At 38.2% G+C, this 19,615-nt stretch carries 14 protein-coding genes; 3 read left to right on the top strand and 11 right to left on the bottom strand.

All coding sequences use genetic code 11. The annotated features are described in order from the left end of the window. Positions 1 to 191: 191 nt before the first annotated feature. Positions 192 to 3,545, bottom strand: a complete 3,354-nt coding sequence (locus tag AADJ06_RS06805) for a ThuA domain-containing protein (RefSeq protein WP_341225669.1) — start codon at positions 3,543 to 3,545, stop codon at positions 192 to 194. Positions 3,546 to 3,611: 66 nt separating this feature from the next. Beyond that, complete coding sequence (locus tag AADJ06_RS06800) at positions 3,612 to 5,273, bottom strand: AMP-binding protein (RefSeq protein ID WP_341225668.1); 1,662 nt, start codon at positions 5,271 to 5,273, stop codon at positions 3,612 to 3,614. Between the two features lie 138 nt (positions 5,274 to 5,411). Here AADJ06_RS06800 and AADJ06_RS06795 point away from each other — a divergent pair, with 138 nt between their 5' ends. Next, on the top strand, positions 5,412 to 6,677 hold the full coding sequence (locus AADJ06_RS06795) for a replication-associated recombination protein A (protein ID WP_341225667.1): 1,266 nt from the start codon (positions 5,412 to 5,414) through the stop codon (positions 6,675 to 6,677). Between the two features lie 44 nt (positions 6,678 to 6,721). On the opposite strand, the gene AADJ06_RS06790 is transcribed toward AADJ06_RS06795, so the two are convergent. The 9 genes from AADJ06_RS06790 to AADJ06_RS06750 form a co-directional block, all read right to left on the bottom strand. Further along, entirely contained in the window at positions 6,722 to 7,261 is a 540-nt protein-coding gene (locus AADJ06_RS06790; protein ID WP_341225666.1) for a hypothetical protein, read from the bottom strand. Between the two features lie 98 nt (positions 7,262 to 7,359). After that, positions 7,360 to 8,319, bottom strand: a complete 960-nt coding sequence (locus tag AADJ06_RS06785; protein ID WP_341225665.1) for a glycosyltransferase family 2 protein — start codon at positions 8,317 to 8,319, stop codon at positions 7,360 to 7,362. A 30-nt stretch (positions 8,320 to 8,349) separates the two neighbouring features. After that, a complete protein-coding gene (locus tag AADJ06_RS06780) occupies positions 8,350 to 9,036 on the bottom strand; it encodes a methyltransferase (protein WP_341225664.1) in 687 nt (228 codons plus the stop codon). Next, positions 9,036 to 9,662, bottom strand: a complete 627-nt coding sequence (locus AADJ06_RS06775; RefSeq protein WP_341225663.1) for a ribonuclease H family protein — start codon at positions 9,660 to 9,662, stop codon at positions 9,036 to 9,038. The genes AADJ06_RS06780 and AADJ06_RS06775 overlap by 1 nt, the downstream gene beginning before the upstream one ends. Before the next feature lie 8 nt (positions 9,663 to 9,670). Beyond that, the gene (locus AADJ06_RS06770; RefSeq protein ID WP_341225662.1) at positions 9,671 to 11,434 is read right to left on the bottom strand and encodes a D-alanine--D-alanine ligase; all 1,764 of its coding nucleotides are present in this window, start codon (positions 11,432 to 11,434) and stop codon (positions 9,671 to 9,673) included. Between the two features lie 102 nt (positions 11,435 to 11,536). Next, on the bottom strand, positions 11,537 to 11,785 hold the full coding sequence (locus tag AADJ06_RS06765) for a NifU family protein (RefSeq protein ID WP_341225661.1): 249 nt from the start codon (positions 11,783 to 11,785) through the stop codon (positions 11,537 to 11,539). Positions 11,786 to 11,856: 71 nt separating this feature from the next. After that, complete coding sequence (locus AADJ06_RS06760) at positions 11,857 to 12,948, bottom strand: Mrp/NBP35 family ATP-binding protein (protein WP_341225660.1); 1,092 nt, start codon at positions 12,946 to 12,948, stop codon at positions 11,857 to 11,859. Between the two features lie 90 nt (positions 12,949 to 13,038). Further along, the gene (locus AADJ06_RS06755) at positions 13,039 to 14,013 is read right to left on the bottom strand and encodes a GSCFA domain-containing protein (RefSeq protein ID WP_341225659.1); all 975 of its coding nucleotides are present in this window, start codon (positions 14,011 to 14,013) and stop codon (positions 13,039 to 13,041) included. A gap of 101 nt (positions 14,014 to 14,114) precedes the next feature. Continuing rightward, positions 14,115 to 15,842, bottom strand: a complete 1,728-nt coding sequence (locus AADJ06_RS06750) for an IlvD/Edd family dehydratase (protein WP_341225658.1) — start codon at positions 15,840 to 15,842, stop codon at positions 14,115 to 14,117. Positions 15,843 to 15,954: 112 nt separating this feature from the next. Here AADJ06_RS06750 and AADJ06_RS06745 point away from each other — a divergent pair, with 112 nt between their 5' ends. Continuing rightward, positions 15,955 to 17,166, top strand: coding sequence for a DUF937 domain-containing protein (locus AADJ06_RS06745; RefSeq protein ID WP_341225657.1), 1,212 nt, complete (start codon positions 15,955 to 15,957; stop codon positions 17,164 to 17,166). A 219-nt stretch (positions 17,167 to 17,385) separates the two neighbouring features. Further along, positions 17,386 to 19,615 (top strand): SprB repeat-containing protein (locus AADJ06_RS06740; protein ID WP_341225656.1); only part of this gene is annotated, 2,230 nt, incomplete at its 3' end.

Genomic DNA, 19,615 nt, shown 5'->3' with positions numbered 1-19,615 from the left:
TTAGAATCACAAGAAAGGAACTTCGTGGGCTTTTATAATCAAAAGCAATATACTATTTCTAAATTTTATTTTACTCTTACTGCAGTATAGTGTAAAGAGGGGAAAGTTTAAAGTTCTCCGCCTTCTATAAAAAGAAAGCCCATCCAAATAGATTTGAATGAGCTTTTTTGAATTTATTCCAAAGAGAAATACTACCTACCAAACTCCAGTGACTTAACTCCGAAAAGTGGTTTGCCGTTGGTATCTTTATTTTTAAATACTACGTATAAGTCATTAATTCCTTTGGTACGCTTTAGTTTTACGGTTATAGGTGCTGTGTTTGTAGCTCTTACCGTTGCCTTTCCTATTAATGTACCATCTGCACCGCCAATTCTAAATTCGGCTATACCGCCAGCAGTTTGGCCTGCCATTCCCAATGCCAGTAGTTTAACGGTAGAAATTCCTGTTAGGTCTAAGCTGTTGTATTTTATCCAAGTGTTATCTCCTGTGGCTACTACTACCTCGCCTAGGTCGGGTACATCAAAATCCATGGTGCCTTTTGAGTCGTCAAACTTATTTGCTTCTACTAATGGGCTTCTCAGAGCTAAAGTATTGGATCCACTTTGAGAACCTATGACGTCTCCACCTTTATCTAAGTAGGTTGCTTGAATTAAATAAGCACCCGCTTTCTTGTCTTTATGTGCCGATGCTGTATAAACTCCTTTTGCTGGTAAAGATGCCTTTTCGTCATTAACAGAGAGTATGTATTTTACCATTGCTTCAGCATCAGCTTTGGCAAGTGATGGGTGAGGAGCCATGGCTGTCTCGCCCCAAACACCAGAACCACCAGAAATTATCTTCTCAGTTAGTTTGGTAATGTTTGTGTTATTTGCTGGGTATTTTGAAGCAATGCTTTTATAGTTTGGCCCTATAGATTTTTGGTCTAAAGTATGACAAGCCATGCAGTCTGCATCTGCTATTAACCTTCTGCCGTTTGCGTTGGCTACGTTTTGTTGATGACCTATCGCAATTGCGTTTTTATCATAACCTACTAAGTAATCAATACTCACCACTACGTCTTGGCTGTTAATGCCTTTACCTATAGTACCATCTTCTATGTCATTAACTTTCACATTATAGCTGATAGGGGCTGAGCCCAAATAGAAACTCTGATTTCCTTTTACAGAAATATTGACATCAGGTATTTCATTACCCACTTTGATAATCAAACTTTCTTTGGCAGAGCTACCTAAAGCATCAGTTACAGTCAAAGTAGCCACATACTCACCAGGGGTTTTAAAAATCACTGTTGGGTTTTGTTCTGTGCTGTTTTCTGCACCTCCTGCAAAATTCCATGCATAGCTTAAATCATCACCATCATAATCAATAGTGCCGTCTGTACTAAAAGATGTTGCCAAGGGAGCTTTTCCTGTTGCTTTATCTGCAGCTATTTTGACCGAAGGAGGTCTGTTACCTGCATTATAATCTATTCTGGTTAAAGTAGCTTCTTCGTTTTGAGCAGACCATTTCGGACCATACTCTAACAAATACATGACGCCATCTTTACTGAATGTCATGTCCATGGGATGATTAAAATGAGTGCTTGGCATAAATGGCTCCATACTGCTGTATTTTCCATCTTTATCAAGTGTTACCACCATAATCCAGTCTCTTATCCACTCGTATAAAAACAGCTTGTCGTCATAGTAAGAGGGAAACATGCTTTCGTTTTCTCTAAAATCTTCTGAATGATACACAGGTCCTGCCATAGGGTTACAGCCACCTTTACCAAAAAGAGGGTAGTCTTCTGACGCTCCGTAGCCATAATACATCAAGGGCTCTCTAGCCGGAGGTAAGTTTGTAAGTCCCGTGTTATGAGGCGAATCATTTACAGGTTTTAAAACATCATAAGGCTCTCCAGAAACTTTCGTTTCAAAGTTATACTTATTGTAAGCTCTGTTATTTCCTACTACAATAGGCCATCCAAAAAAGCCAGGTTCTGTAGTTTGGTTAAATTCCACCAAGCCCTCGGTACCTCTACCTTCTACTGTTTTACCAGCATCAGGTCCTACATCTCCCCAATATAATCGGTCAGTTTTTTTATCAACAGATATTCTGTAGGGGTTTCTACAGCCCATTACAAAAATCTCAGGTCTGGTATTTGGTATTCCTTCAGGGTACAGGTTACCTTGAGGAATGGTGTAAGAACCCTCTTTAGTTGGTTTTATTCTAAGAACTTTTCCACGTAGGTCATTGGTGTTTCCAGCGGTACTAAGAGCATCCCAGCCTTCTCTTCCGTCTCTGAAGTCAATAGGAGCAAAACCATCAGATGCAAAAGGGTTAGTATCATCACCAGTAGAAAGGTAAAGGTTTCCTTTAGAATCCCAATCTATAGAACCACCGGTATGGCAGCATCCATCACCTTTTATTTTAACCTTAAGCATAACTTTTTCTGATGCCATGTCTAGCTCATCTTTTTCTTGGTCGTAGGTGAATCTAGAAAGGTATTGCTCATTATGGGCTTCTGTGTTTGGTGTATAATAAATATAAACCCAGTTGTTTCTTTTGAAATTTGGATCTAAACCTATGCCCATTAAGCCATATTCATAGGTACTAAATACATCTAGGCTATTGGCCGTTTTAAATTCTTCTTTTTCTGGAAGCCAAACTTTTACGTCACCTCTTCTTTCTACTAGTATTACTTTCCCATTGGGCATAGCAGCTAATTCAGTAGGTTCGTTTAGATTACTGGCTAAAACGGTTTTTACAAACCTATTTTCCTCTGGTGCCTTTAATGAGTATGATTTTGAGTAATCTAGCTTATCAGCCAAAACAGACTTCAAACCTTCTAGCATATGCTTTTGCATAGGCTCTTCGGTTTCAAAAGTAGAAAACACGTGCCCATAATTTGTATAGAAAGACTTGCCTCCGTCAAATTCATGATACCATGACATAGGATGCCAGTCGCCATTTGTACCTTGCTCGTAAGAGTCTTCATCTACTGTTATAAGTACCTTTATTAAATCATTTTGAAGCGACTTGAAGCTGTAAAACTCATCTTCTCTTTCAAAAGTCTTTGGTAAGTGTTTTGTGGCTGGGTGACTGTTGTCTTCCACAGTCATTTTCCCGCTTTGAATGTTAGAAACCGTACCACCTGGATGAGATTCAAAGTAACCACCTACTAGTTTATTATACCATGGCCATTCGTACTCGGTATCTGTAGCGGAGTGAATTCCCATGAAGCCTCCACCAGCTTGAATATATCTTTCAAATTCTGCTTGCTGACGATGGTCTAAAATATTTCCTGTAGTATTTAAGAAAACCACGGCAGAAAACTGCTTAAGATTGTCTTCGTTCATGTCTTCCGCATTTTCAGAGAAAATCATGTCAAGGTTTTCTTCTTTGCCTATTTTGGCAAAAAATGCTTTTCCTGGCTCAATAGACTTATGACGCCAGCCTTTTGTTTTAGAAAATACGAGAACTTTTTGGTTTTGAGCCATACCAATGGAAAGCATGGTACATAGTAAAACAGGCAACAAGAGAAGTTGCTTTATGTTTATTTTCATAGTAATAATAGGTTTTTAACAGTAATGCTTGCAAAAATAAGCATTGTAGTGGCTTAAAGCGTGCTTTTACTCCCAAACAATTGTGTTTGGATGGTCATACCATGCTTGAAAGTGATTGTCAAATTTGTTTTCAATCACAATTCGTTTGATTTTTAAAGTAGGTGTAAGGCAGTTATTCTCTTCACTCCAAGCCTCAGAAAGTACTACCATCTTTCTTATTTTTTCATAAGACTTTAGCTTAGGATTTAGCTCTTCCAAGTTTTTTGCAAGGGCGGCTGTTACTGACTCCCTACTTTCTTGTAATCCAATAGGCGATAAATTTACCAATGCTATGGGCTGTGGGAGAAGTTGCCCCACCACACATATTTGCTCTATCATTTCATTATCTGCAAAGCCAAGTTCTATTTGAGCAGGAGCCACATATTCACCTTTAGAGGTTTTATACATTTCTTTTACCCGTCCAGTGATTTTAAGGAAACCTTCAGCATCTAGCTCTCCCACATCGCCAGTATGTATAAAACCTTCTTTGTCAATGGTGTTGTCGGTCATTTCTGGCTCTTTAAAGTAGCCATACATATTCCATGGAGAGCGGGTAAGTATTTCGCCATTGTCAGGATCTATCTTTACTTCCATTTTTGGAAATACTTTCCCTACACTGCCGTCTTTAATGTTGTCAATAGGCATCATACAAACTGCTCCAAGGTTTTCACTCATGCCATATACTTCCTGTATTGTTATTCCTAAGTTTCTAAACCATTTTATAAGGGTAATAGGCATAGGAGCCGCTCCTGTAAGAATAAGTACGGCATCCGTAAGGCCAAGCCCAGCGGTGATTTTCTTTTTTATAATATTTTTGACCACAGGAATTTTTAGGAGAACGTTCAGGTTTTTTTGTGGCATTTTAGCTAAAATGCCCAATTGAAATTTGGTCCATATTCTGGGAACCGCCAAAAAATGAGTAGGGGAGGCCACTCTAAGATTTTCGGCAAAAGTGGCTAGAGATTCGGCAAAGTAAACAGTTCCTCCGGAGAAAATACTTCCAGCTTCCACCACATTTCTTTCAGCTATGTGAGAGAGTGGTAAATATGAAAAGAAACGACATGCGTCAATGTTGAGCTTTGTTAAATGCCTGGTGTTATAAATTCCTTCAGACATACTTCTGTAAGGCATCATTACGCCTTTAGGGTTTCCCGTAGTACCTGAAGTGTATATTATAGTGAAAATGTCGTCTAAGTCAGGATAGAAATTTACTTCAAGTGGGTCGTTCGTTTTAAGAATGTCGTTCCATTGTAAATGAGCCTTGTCTGGGTTATATGCAGGGAAAGAAATACAGGTAATTCCTTCTGGAATACCCGGTTTTAGTTCTTGGTATTTGTCAATTTTTCCTACAAATAGTATTTGGCAGCCGCTATGTGTTATCACATGATTAATTTGGTCGCCAGTTAGGGTAGGGTAAAAAGGAACAGAAATATGACCAGCCATCATAATAGCAAGGTCTGTTAGTATCCATTCGGCACAGTTTTTTGACACCAAACCTATGTTACTTTTCTCTGGAAGTTTCTGTGATTTAAGAAAATTGGCCATCCTCCTCACTTGGTCGGCTGCTTCGGCCCATGTGAGGTCCCTATAGGTATCTCCAAAAGGTTGCTTAAGGTATACTTCCTTTGGCTTAGTTTTTTCCCAGTGATAAAGGTAATCTAGGAAGGTTTTTTTATTAGAAATCTCCATTTCAATAGGGTTAAGTAGGCGTCTGAGAATTAAAGATAAGTATTATTTAGAGAAGATATATTGCTCTTAAATCTAGCATTTTTGAAAATTGAAAGCTTGCTGTTTTCTTTTTCATAATAAAGCTACCAAATTTACAGCATGCAGAATATGCCATTGGCTGAAAGGCTACGCCCTAAAAACCTTGACGAATATATAGGTCAAGAACACATTCTTGGAAAAGGAAAACCTCTAAGGAAATCTTTAGAGGCAAATCTAGTGCCTTCTATGATACTTTGGGGACCTCCTGGAGTTGGGAAAACCACCCTATCTTTGATGCTTGCTGAGCTTACCAAGCGGCAGTTTTTTTCGCTTTCTGCTATTAGTTCTGGCGTGAAAGACCTGAGAGAGATTTTGAAAAAGCCTTCTGGTTTGTTTCCTCCCATTTTATTCATTGATGAGATTCACCGATTTAATAAATCTCAGCAAGACACCCTATTAGGTGCAGTAGAAAAAGGGAAGGTTACTTTGATAGGAGCTACTACCGAGAACCCTTCTTTTGAGGTTAATTCAGCTTTGTTATCAAGGTGTCAGGTGTACATTTTAGAAGCCTTTGGTCAAAAGGAGCTTAATGCCATACTGGAAAGAGCTTTAAAAGAAGACGCTCAGCTGAGAGAGAAAAACATAAAAGTAGAAACTACAGATTCGCTTTTTAGAATTTCTGGTGGAGATGGAAGAAAGTTATTAAACCTGCTGGAAATGGTGGTCAACTCTCAGTTTGGTAATCCTGAAGTCATTATCAAAGATGAGCTGGTAGAGGAGGTGGTACAGAAAAATATGGCTCGCTATGATAAATCTGGCGAGCAACATTATGATATTATATCGGCATTTATAAAGTCAATGCGTGGCTCAGACCCTAATGCTGCGTTGTATTGGTTGGCTAGAATGCTGGTAGCAGGTGAAGACCCTATTTTTATAGCAAGGCGAATGCTGATTTTAGCATCGGAAGACATTGGCAATGCTAACCCAACGGCAGTAATTATGGCAAATGCCTGCATGGATGCTGTGAAGAAAATTGGATACCCAGAGGGTAGAATTATCCTATCTCAAACCGTGGTTTATTTAGCCACTTCACCAAAATCTAATGCTTCCTATATGGCAATAGATGCAGCTTTGGCTTTAGCAGAAAGAACATCTCATTTGCCGGTACCAATAGATTTAAGAAATGCACCTACTAAGCTTATGAAGGAAATAGGCTACGGGAAGTCGTATAAGTATAGCCATAGTTATGAGGGAAACTTTGCTCCGCAGAACTTTATGCCCGATGATTTAAAAGGTCAAAAAATATATGAGCCGGGTAATAACCCAAGAGAAAACGATATTAGGAGAAACCTCAAAAACTGGTGGAATGACTGGTACGAATACTAAAAAAGCCCTTATGGGGCCTTTTTGAAATGTTAAAAAAAACTTTTCTATTTAGAAAGGGAGATATTGAAGTCTAAACTTGTATAGCTTTTAATGGTGGCATCAATTAAAAAACCAGTTACTAAATCAAATGAGGCAACTTGGTCATTGTATGCATCAAGAAGATCGTCTAAGCCAGATTTTAGGACTAAATTATTATCATCTCCTTCTGGGTGAAAATATAGTATAACCGATTTATCTAAGGTAGATTCAATAAGTTGAATATCTAGTCTTCCGTTATTATAGCTATAGGTATTGCTGACAATTCCATTAGGATTTACGTTTAACTCTCCTATACCAAATTCTGCATTTGAGGTATAAGTTCCATCAGCATTGAACTCAATAAATAGATTTTGGTCCCTCAGGTCCAGAACAGAGTTAGTTTCTTCATCTGATGATGACTTGAAATTTGACTCCGCACTAGAGATGTTCCATTTTCCGGTTACTTCTACCTGAGCTTGTACATCTTCTGAATCGTCTTTACTACAAGACACAAAAATACTAGCGGTTAAAATGATTAAGGAGAATTGAAGAAGTCTGTTTTTCATGCTACTGTAAAATTTTAGTTAAACAAGTTAGTTACGAAAATCATGCCTTTTTTTAATCAGCTGTAATTTAAAGTATGAAACTTATTTAATGGCAGAATTTAGATTTGCTCTTCAATGATGTAGTCATTTCTATTAATATTTTGCTTCACAAATAATTCACCCAGAAAACCTGCTAAGAAAAACTGAGTACCTATAATAATAGCTACTAAGGCTAAAAAGAAAAGAGGATTGTCGGTGACGTTTCTATAAGGTAGACCCTTCCAGAGATAGTAGAGCTTCTCGAGAATTAGCGAAAATGTAATAATTGAACCTAAAACAAAGCCAAATACCCCAAATGCCCCAAAAAAGTGCATAGGCCTGCGGCCAAACTTATTAACAAAAGTGATGCTGATTAAGTCCAAAAAACCATTGATGAAGCGGTCGATACCGAATTTTGTATGACCGTACTTTCTAGCTTGATGCTGCACTACCTGCTCACCAATTTTCCCAAAGCCATTCCATTTGGCTATAACAGGAATGTAGCGGTGCATTTCACCATATATTGTGATGTTTTTAACTACCCTTTTGTCGTAAGCTTTTAAGCCGCAGTTAAAGTCGTTAAGTTTAACCCCTGATATTTTCCTAGCTGCCCAGTTAAATATTTTGCTGGGTAGGTTTTTGGATAAAACGGGGTCGTGTCTCTTCTTTTTCCAACCCGAAACTAGGTCGTAGCCCTCTTCTTTTATTTTTCTATAAAGTTCTGGTATTTCTTCTGGATTATCCTGCAAATCGGCATCCATAGTGATAATTACCTCACCTTTAACCACTTTAAAACCAGTGTCTAGTGCCGCCGTTTTGCCGTAGTTTCTAGTGAACTTAATGCCGTGCACTCTTTCATTTTTCTTATGCAAATCTTGAATTACTTGCCAAGAATCGTCCGTACTACCATCGTCTATAAATAAGATTTCGTATGAAAGACCAGCTTTTTCTAGCGTTAGGTCAATCCAATCATGAAGTTCAGGTAAAGATTCATCCTCATTAAGAAGAGGAATCAGAACGCTGATTTGCGGTTTAAGCATGGCAGGAAAGCATTTTTTTGTATTACAAATTTAAAAAATAATGTAGTAATCTTTCAGGAGGGCTTGAAAATCATCTGAATAAGTTTGATTATCAGCTTCTTTGATAAAAAGCTCTTCCAGAGTATACATAAGTTCATTCTTAGAAAACTGTGCCATTTCTCTAAAAACCTTTGATTCTTTTTGATGTCTTACTTGAAGTTTTTTATTCATCTTAAAACCTACTGAAAGCATAAGGTTTTCCATCTGAAACATTTCTGGAGGAGGTAACATAATGAACGCTTTACCTTCAGACTTAAGTTTTAGACTAATTTGCTTTGCCAGTTCTTCTAGCGTCAATGTTCCTTGGTGTTTCGCTTTGTTTTTTTTTGCATCTGGAGAGTTTAAAGCATCTAAATAAAACGGAGGATTGACTATGAGTAAATCGTAGTTGCTTTTTGAAAAAGACTTTATGTCTTCGTGGTAAAGGCTAATTTGGGAGCTTTGTTTGACGTTTTCTGTGGCTTGACTGTAGGCATCTTTGTCTATTTCTACAGCGTCTATTTCAATACTTTTATTCTTTTGAGCCAGCATAAGACTTAGGAGTCCTGTCCCTGTGCCTATATCTAAAACCTTGTCATTTTCGGAGACATTTACCCAAGCACCAAAAATGCAACTGTCAATACAGACCTTCATGGCACATTGGTCTTGCAGAATGGTAAACCGCTTAAATTTAAACATTACTTTCTTCCAAAATCTGCAGGGTTTTCGCCCCAGTTTTTAGTGTCCCACTTAAGAATAGGATTGGCATAACTATTGTTTTTGAGCCATTCTTCTGCTCTTTCTGTCAGTTCTTTGAGTTCGGCATTTACGTCAGTCCATTCTATTTTAGTATTGGCTTTTTTCTTACGAACCCAAGCCATGGCTGTTCTAGAATCTGTGTAAATAGGTAAGTTAACCTCATGTTTTTTTAGCAAGGCTAAAGCATGAACAATGGCTAAAAATTCACCAATATTATTTGTGCCGTCTCTGAATGGACCTTTTTTGAAAAGAAGTTTACCAGTTCTGAAATCAAAACCTTGGTATTCCATGTCGCCACTTTTGGTGTTCCATGCGGCATCCACCACCACACTAGCTTTGGTAGGAGGGGTAGCATTTGGGTTTATGCCAGCTTTCTTTTTGCCTCCTTTAGTTATTACCTGCGAGTATCTTTTTGAGAAAGCATCTTTAGCTTCACTTTCAGTTTCGAAGGATTTGTATTGAGCACCTTGGAAACCATCAATTTGTTTCTTACAGGCGTCCCAGGTAGGGTAGATGCCTCTTTTGTGCCCTTTCCAGACTACATAAAATTTCTTCTTTTTTGCCATTTATAAGTTTAGGCTTCTATTTCCGAAGACGCAGTAAAGAGCTGGTCAAAAGATGTTTGCAAATCGGATTCGTTGATTTTTTTGACATCAAAATTAACATCGCCTGCATATAAAGCACGAATGGCAGCGGTTTTGTCAATCAATGACTTAACAAAAGCATGCTTCGGAGAACCAATGGTCTGTCCAAACTCTTCAATGTTTGCTTTAAACATTAAAGGCATTGGAATTAAATAGTAATTTCCATTTTTTGCTGCACAAATGCAGGTTGGATTATAATCCTCAGAGGCACTTAGCTCATTGTACTTTTGCTGTGCAAAAACATAATCTTCTTCAGTCTCACCAAAAAGAACAGCGGCTTTCTTTCTTTTTAAGTCTTTGGCAGTTGCCATATTTTGGTCAATCTGCTTAAGAAGCTGCCTGAATTTAAATGTTCGTTTTCCTTCGCTAATTCTTTGTACTACGGACTGTCTTATAAGATAGTTTATGGCATGCGTAATGTTTAAGCCTATTTCCGCCATTTGCTTGAAAATAAGACTGCTAGGAGACATTCCTGGGAGTGTATTAGGGTCATGGAAAACCACGCTATCATCTTCCGTCAGAAAACCGTCAATTCTACAAACTACGTTTTGGCCTAAGTCGGCAAAAGCTTTTTTACCTTGTTCCTCTATCTTTTTAAGGTTATCAAAATGTGTATCAATTGGAATGCGTTTTTTAGTTACGTTAGATTGATATTTAGATTTAAAGTCAAAGCTTTCTATGTCGCCATAAATTTCTGTTGGCGGAAGAGTAAATATATTAAAGTCTTCATCTTGGATTATACCCATTGAAAACTCTTGGCCCGTTATAAATTCTTCTATCAATACGAAGTCTTCCGAATTATTTGAAGAAAGAATGGCAGTTTTATTATCCTTCAAGTACGCGTTTAAGGCTTTAAGTAAATCGGCAGGGTGGTTTATTTCCTCATTGTTTAAAACTACCGGAAAACCAATTCCTTCATCCAGATTAAGCATTCTTTCCAGAATGTTCTTTTTTTGACGGGTTGTTAGTTTTATCCAGTCCTTTTGAGCAATGATGGAGTCAAAAAAGCATTGGTTCATTCTCTTTGAGAACTCTTCCATACTTCTCTTTTTTACTATCCCTACGCCAATGGATGAACCTTGGTGCGGAGCCTTTACTACCAATGGGAAGCCCAAAGTTTTGGTGAGCTCACTAAATAGGGCAGATTTATCTGCAGTATCCCATTCTTTACGGCTTATAACTCGAGTTTTTTTCTTTTGACCATTTGATTTGGCCAAAAGGGCATTTTGAAAAGCTTTATTGATGCCAATGGCGGAGCCTAAAATACTGGGACCTACATATGGTATTCCGTACCATTCAAAAAGGCCTTGGATGTTTCCATCTTCTGCATAAGGACCATGCATCACAGGAAAGGCTATGTCTATCCGCTCAGATAGTTTTTCTATTTTTATCTGTTTCCCTATCTTATAAATAAGCTTATAAAGCTGGGTTTCATTAAGTTCACCCAGTGCTTCAATGTATAGGCGGTAGCCGTTGTTGAGGTTTTTTGAGGGATAAAAGTCTTTAATTGATTCTGCGTAGATGAGTTCTGGCTTTATTTCAATGAAATTTCCAATACTGTCTACAAAAATCAGAAGTGGTTCGTAAAGGCTTTTGTCAAGGTGTTCGTAAGCAGTTTTTCCACCTTTAAATGAAATCTCTCTTTCTCTGGAAGGCCCACCGAAGAAAATGCCAACTTTAAGTTTAGTACTCATTTCGACGTAAAATTTTATAAGGAAACACGTTTGATATGCAAGGTAAATAAAAAAGCTACTCACCAAGGCAAGTAGCTTAATAAAAATACGTTATATTTTTTCTTACTCTGCTGGAGTGAGATTAAGTGCTTCTACTTTTTTGATTTCTGGAACGGCTTTTAAAATAGCTTCTTCTAGTCCAGCTTTGAATGTCATGGTAGACATAGGACATGAGCCACAAGCACCTAAAAGCTCTAACCTAACAGTGCCTTCTTCCGTAATTTCTACTACGTTTACATTTCCACCATCAGCCTCTAAATACGGCCTTACCGAATCTAACGCTGTCTCCACACGCTCTTTTAAAGAACTCATTTTCTGAAATTTTATTTGTACAAAAATACTTTAGAAGTGAAGAATATCCTAATATAAATCACTACTTATACTTACGCAACCTGAACACGTTCAGTTGCTGGTTGGGCTGCATTTCTTATAGCTAATTGTTGAGCTAAATTTTCAGCGGCCTCTTTAAATGCTTCGGCACTAATGCTGTTTTCATCCATCATTACTGGTCTTCCTTCGTCGCCGCCTTCTCTAATCCCCTGCACTATGGGTATTTCTCCTAATAAGGGTACAGCAAATTTTTGGGCTAATTCTTTACCACCATCTTTCCCGAAAATGTAATATTTATTTTCAGGTAATTCTTCTGGTGTAAAATAGGCCATGTTTTCAATGATGCCTAAAATAGGAACATTGATTTGGGGCTGCTTAAACATTGCTAAACCTTTTGTAGCGTCCGCTAAAGCTACTTTTTGAGGGGTAGTTACTACCACGGCACCTGTTACAGGCACAGTTTGAACTAAAGAAAGGTGGATGTCGCTAGTGCCTGGAGGAAGGTCAATTAATAGATAATCTAAGTCTCCCCAATCTACATCACCTAAAAACTGTCTTAGAGCTTGGCTGGCCATAGGTCCTCTCCAAACTACAGCATTGTCTTTAGGTGTTAAAAAACCAATGGAAATCATTTTGATGCCAAATTGATTCACAGGGTGAATCATATTTTTGCCATCCTTTTGGGTTATCAAAGGTTGCACATCTTCTGCTCCAAACATTAATGGAATGGAAGGTCCAAATATATCAGCATCAATTATCCCAACTTTTGCTCCTGAGTTTTTAAGAGCAATAGCAAGATTAGCCGTTACAGTAGATTTTCCTACTCCGCCTTTTCCAGAAGAAATGGCAATAATGTTTTTTACACCCGGTAACTGAGGAGAGTTGTTTCTGATAGAGGTTACTTCTGCAGACATATGAATGTCTACCGTAATGTCTTTGCCGAGGTGCTCATGAAGGGCGTCCATGCATCGCTGACGGATTACCTCTTTTAAAGGACAAGCTGGTGTGGTAAGTACAACCGTGAACTTGATGTCAGACCCATTTACCACCACATCCTTAATCATATTAAGGGTAACAAGATCTTTCTTTAAGTCTGGTTCTTCTACATGACTTAAAGCCGCTAAAACATTTTCTTCCTTAATCACAAATACTCTTTTAAGTTTTTAAACATAACCTACCATCCGAACAGCCTTAGCATCGGGAAAGTTTTGCAAAACTAGAAAATGTACTAAATATTAGATGAGCTGAGCCTTTACTATTTCCATTTCTTGGTCCACATTTACAGAATTACTCAATTCTTCTAAGCGAGAAACCAAATTCTTTAGGAATTTTTGATGGCCGTCAGAGTCAGAATGAAAAGGTTTGTGTTTTAATTGACTTTGAATTTTTTGCCAACGATCAATAAATTCATTAAGTGGAGAAGAAAAGGCCGTTTTCCTAAAATGCTCCAATACATATTTTTGACCTGTTTCATTCACATGAATCATGTCATCTGCATAATATCTATAGTCTCTAAGGTCGTCTAAAAGAATCTCGTAGGCTGGGAAATAATAAGTGTCTTTAAAATCTTGGGTAAAATAATGGGATGCTAGTCTTAGCGTACTTTTACTAAGATTGTTACCTTGAAGAGTATCTCTAGTATGCCTTACAGGACTTACGGTAAAGACAATTTTAATCTTTGGGTTAAGTTGTTTTAACTTTTCATAAAGTTGTGTAAAACGAATTCCTATTTCCTTATTTGTGAGCATTTCCTTCTTAAAAAGCTCCGAATCTTTTTTATGACAGTTTGATACTACGTAAGCATTTTGTTTGAGCCGATAGGCGTAGGCAGTACCCATAGTTATAAAAAGGTAATCTGCTTTTTTTAGGAAGTTCCTTACCTTTTGATATCGTAAATTTAATTCACTTTCAAGCTCTTTTTTGTTAGATCCAAATAGTTTTGAATGGAAGTCATAATGATACCAGATGCCATCATTTTCAGTAAAATAGCTAGACTTAACTGGGTATTGATTAATACTTTGTGTTAAAAGTCTAAAAATGGATACAGGGTTAAATACAACCCCAAAGGGGTTATGCATACACTCCATTTTATTGTCAACTAGATAGTTGCCAATATTGTCGGAAAAACAAGAACCTATGGTCAGTATTTTTGAATTCCGCTCTACCTTAAACGGAAATTCCGAAAGTTCAATTTCGGTTCGAAAATTCATGAAACAAGCTACTTTTAGGGTATGAGATATGGGGTTCTACCTTAAAATTAGCTTGTTTCTTTTATTTAAACAAGTATATGCTACGTATATACGCCTGAATGCTAGTGAGATTCTCTATTTACTATACTTCCTGAAGAACCTATAAGGAAATCCATGTCGGCTCCTTCATGGGCTTGGTTTACGGTGTCAATATAAAGTTTGATATATCCTCTGTTAAATTCTAGGTCTATTGGCGTCCATTTTTTTCTTCTTTCTGCCAGTTCTTCGTCCGAAACATGAAGGTGTATTTTCTTTGAAGCTACATCGCACTCAATGATATCTCCGTTTTCAACAAGGGCTAATGGACTTCCAAGAGCAGATTCTGGTGAGGCATGAAGAAAAACAGTTCCATAGGCTGTTCCGCTCATTCTTCCATCTGATATCCTAATCATGTCACTAACTCCTTTTTGAATTAGTTTTTGAGGTAAAGCCATGTTGCCTACTTCTGGCATACCAGGGTATCCTTTTGGACCAACATTTTTAAGAACCATCACACAATTTTCGTCAATATCTAAGTCTGGATTATCAATTCTTTCATGATAGTCCTCAATGGTTTCAAAAACCACTGCACGCCCTTTGTGCTTCAATAATGATGGGGTAGCTGCCGAGACTTTTATAACAGCACCTTCAGTGCAAAGGTTACCTTTCACCACAGTAATACCACCTTCTTTAATAATAGGGTCGGTAATTGGTCTTATTACATCGGTATTCCAGTTTCTAGCCTTTTTAGAATTTTCAGTTAATGTTTTACCGTTAACGGTAATAGCCTCTTCGCTAAGATGTGCGGCAAGCTCTTTAAGGATAACCTGAATACCACCGGCATAGTAATAGTCTTCCATTAAGTACTTACCAGAAGGCATAAGATTAAGTAAAAATGGAATTTTAGCACCATGCTTGTCAAAATCGTCAAGACTTAGTTCCACACCTACTCTTTTTGCAATAGCTAGCAAGTGTAAAACAAAATTAGTAGAACCACCTACTGCTGAGTTTACTTTTATTGCATTAATGAAGGCTGGTTTGGTCAGTATTTTTGATATTTTAAGGTTTTCTTTTGCCATTTCCACTGCTCTCATTCCAGTCATGTGAGCATTCATCTTTTTACGAGAATCTGCCGCTGGAATAGAAGATACCCCAGGAAGAGTCAATCCTAGAGCTTCCACCATTGTAGCCATGGTAGATGCAGTTCCCATTGTATTACAGTGGCCAATACTTCTACTCATGCAAGCTTCGGCTTCTTCCATTTCGTCCAAAGTCATTTTGCCTGCTTTTACATCAGCATCAAATTTCCAAACGTCTGTACCTGAGCCTAAATCTTTTCCTCTAAATTTTCCATTTAACATTGGTCCACCAGAAAGTACAATAGATGGTATGTCAACACTAGCTGCACCCATTATTAATGAAGGTGTGGTTTTGTCGCATCCTGTCATAAGTACCACAGCATCAAAAGGATTTGCTCTAATACTTTCTTCCACTGTCATGGAAGCCAAGTTTCTGTAAAGCATGGCTGTAGGCCTTATGATAGTTTCGCCTAAAGACATTACGGGGAATTCTATCGGAAATCCACCAGCCTCATATATTCCGTTTTTTATAAACTGTGCTAATTCTCTAAAATGTCCGTTACATGGAGTTGCTTCAGACCAAGTGTTACAAATACCAATGACTGGCTTGCCTTTAAATTGGTGTGCAGGATAGCCCTGGTTCTTTATCCAGCTACGATATATGAAACCATCTTTACCTTCTTTACCGAACCATTGCTCACTTCTTAATTTACCTTTTTCTTTAGCAGCCATACTTTATTCCTATTAGGTTGAATTTATTAAAATTATTTCACCGCAAATACCTCTTTTTTTTGTTTTTTTGCAATCTATTATTTGATTTTGAGTACCAAAAGAGATATTGAAGATGACATTGTTTCAGAAATTTGATGAAAGCATAACTGAAGAGCTAATAGAGAGCTTGAAAAAATTGGGCGAAAGGAATTTGGGAGACACTAAAGGAGCGATTGATGCGATTTTCTATACACTTTTAGCTGGATTGATCAGAAGGGCCAATAGTGACATGAGCACAAGTATGCTTGTCAATCAAATAAAAAAAATTCATACTAAAGATTTAAAAGAATTTAACCTGAAAGAAGGTTTCAGTTCGGCAAAAAAACTTACAGATTTTGTAGATATAGGAGAAAGAAATATGAGTCAAATATTTCCTTCTTTTAGAAGTCAATTATTAAATCTTGTAACTACACACAGTGGTACTAGTAAACAAGAAACTGCAAAATATTCATCTTTTGTAAATGCCTTGATAATTAGCTTTTTGGCGGAAAAATTAGAGGAGGGTATAAGTAAAGAAGATTTGATGAATTACCTAAAGGAGCACCGCGATCCTCTTTTTGAAAGGGCTCCTGAAGCTCTTGTGGAGAAGATGATTCCTGCCCTAGGAATGCATGATTTAAGAAGCATGAAAATGCAATTCGCTAAGAAGAAAGAGGAGCGTGAAATGGAGGCGGATTCAGAGGCAGCTACTGATACTGAGGAGGAAGCGGATGTGGTGAGTTCCTATGAGTACGAAGAGGAGTCAGGCGGAATGTCGAAAAAAACGCTTCTTATTGCTGGAGTGGTGGTGCTGGTAGGATTACTTGGATATTTACTTTACGATTCAAGAGAAGAACTTTTTGGTTCTGATACTCAAAATGAGTCATCGGTAATTGAAATGCAAGAAGATTCTCTGGCTATTCAAGATAGTTTGGCACTAATGGCCGAAGAGGTTCCTCAAGGAGATGCTGGTTGGTTGGCAGTGAAGGAATTGATAGATGGAGGGCAGCTAAATGCAGATAATGAGGTTAAAATTCAATCGCTTTCTTTTAAAGAAGGAATGATAGAATTGGAAGATGCTAATAATTCAATTATTGATAGCCTTGTATCTCAGTTTAAATCTAACCCAAGATTTCAGATTCAAATTAAAGGTGGAGACTCAAATGGCAGTTCTCAAATTGGAATTAAAAGAGCTTTTCATTTAAAGAAATTAATTCAAAACAAAGGGGTAAATGCTATTAAAATTGATGCGATTTCTGACCCTGAGAACCTTGATTATCTGAAAATAAAATTGGTATCTAAGTGAGTTGAAGCTTTTCGGGTTCTTGTAAATACTCCTTTAAGGTGTATAAGGGGAATTGTATTTAATCTATGCGAAACGCTATTTGGTATGCCAAATAGCGTTTTTTTTATTTTTGGCATTATTATTTCTGTCTTTTTAGTTTTTTCAAAAATGGCGTAATGGTTTTGGCATGGGGATTGCTCTTAATAAGAGTAGCAGACTTTGATAATGAACCCCTGAATTATGTCAAAACTTTACGCCAACGCTTACTTGAAAAAAATAAATTGCTCGAAACTCTTCTTCGCAGTACCGTTTCTCTTTGTCTTTCTTGCCATAAATATTGAGCTGAGTGCTCAGTGTACGGTAGGTTCCACGTCAATAACTTGGCAAGGAGCTTCGTCAGGTAGCCAGACGGTCATTCCAACTTCTGGTTCTGCGGGCGGTCCTCCATCTGCGGTTACTGATCAAGTGGCTGGTTGTACGAGTTCCCAAAGTGTCAATCCTTTTGACTTTAAAACTACTATTTCAGACCCAGATGGAGTTTATGATGCTAGACGTTCAGGAACTAGCGGAATCTATGGTTCTGGAATGTTTTCTTTAACACTTGACAATTTTGATAATGGGTGCGGTGGCTCAAGTGGTAACGGAAACTGTAGTAGTTCAAATAACGCTGCATATTCACCAGGGGATGAGGTCGTAGTTACTTTTGATTTTGAATATCCAGTTTTAATTTCGGAGTTGTTAATAGTTGATATTGATCAATCTGATTTCTCGAATCCCCCTGCTGGCCAAAGTTCTTTCCAAGATAGAGTTACGCTATCGGCCATTGGTGCGGATGGAGGAAACGCTCCTTTGAATTTATCAATGGTTACGAACGGTACTGTAACTATTTCAGGTCAAACAGCCACGGCAAATTGGCAGACAGGAGTAGATAATGGTGTGGCACCTACCGATGGTAGAGGGCAGTTACGCGTATCTAGTTCTACAGCAGTTAAGTCTTTAACATTAAGATATATAGCGGGGCCAAATGATCCTAACCCGGCTCAGCAAGCCATTGCAATTACTAATTTTAATGTATGTTGCCCAAGAGTGGTAAATATTTCAGGGAATGTATTTGCAGATTGTGAGTCTTCGTTTGACGGCACGGTGAATGGAACAGGTTTAGGTAACCCATCAGGAACGGCCTTATATGCAAATGTAGTAGAACCGGTCTCAAATACTGTGGTCGGTTCTGCTTTGGTAAATAACAATGGTACCTATAATGTTCAGGATATACCTTCAAACGACACTTATCAAATTGTTCTTAGTACTACACAAGGTACATTTGGAGTAGAGCAAGGTGCCGCACCATCTGCAAGTCTTCCTCCAGGTTGGAATTTTATTGCAGAAAACTTAGGAAGCGGTTCAGGAAGTGATGGGACGGGGAATGGTGTTCTTACTTCCGTTGTTGTAAATACATCAAATGTTTCAAACGCAAACTTTGAAATAAACAGGCCCATAATTCCTTCTGCAACACCAACTGCGGCACTTTGTAATGGTGATAATGGAAGTGCAGCCTTATCTGCCACGGGTGGTGTAGGTTCTTATACCTTCACAAGCTCAGGAGGAACAGTTTCAGGAAGCACATTGACTGCTCCCGCAGGAACTTATACTATTACCGCTACAGACGGTATTTCATGTACTGGAACTACATCGGTAACTATTAGTGAGCCGGCAATGGTCGATGTATCTGCTGCACCAACAGAGCCTTTATGTAATGGAGGGAATGGAAGTGCTGCCCTATCAGCCACAGGTGGAAATTCATCATATACCTTTACAAGTTCAGGAGGAACAGTTTCAGGAAGCACCTTAACCGCTCCCGCAGGAACTTATACTATTACCGCTACAGATGGTAATTCATGTACTGGAACCACTACTGTTACTATTACTGAACCAGCTGCATTATCAGCTAGTCTATCTTATAATAATGTAGTTTGTAATGGTGAAAGTACTGGTAATATCAATGTAACAGTTACGGGAGGTACGGGTCCCTACACTTTTTCATGGACAAGGAATAATGTTGCCACTGGACATACGGGTCAAAATTATTTGAATATACCTGAAGGTGATTATAGAGTTTTTATAACAGATGATAATGGTTGTACTACTTCCAGGTTTGTTGAAATCAATGAGCCAGCAGCAATCGTAGCAGCAGCGACAGCAACCGATGCTTTATGTAATGGAGCAGATGGCAGTGCAGCACTTTCGGCAACCGGCGGAAATAGCACTTATACCTTCACCAGTTCAGGCGGAACAGTAGCAGGAAGTACCTTAACAGCCCCAGCAGGAACGTATACGATTACGGCCACAGATGGCAACAGCTGTACAGGAACAACAACAGTCACCATCAATGAGCCAGCAGCTATTGTAGCAGCAGCCACAGCAACCGATGCCCTATGTAATGGAGCCAATGGCTCTGCAGCATTATCAGCCA

Source organism: uncultured Arcticibacterium sp., assembly GCF_964021845.1.
GTDB lineage: Bacteria > Bacteroidota > Bacteroidia > Cytophagales > Spirosomataceae > Arcticibacterium.
Note: the sequence above shows the minus strand (reverse complement) of the source record. Positions and strands in the feature narration are given on the sequence as shown.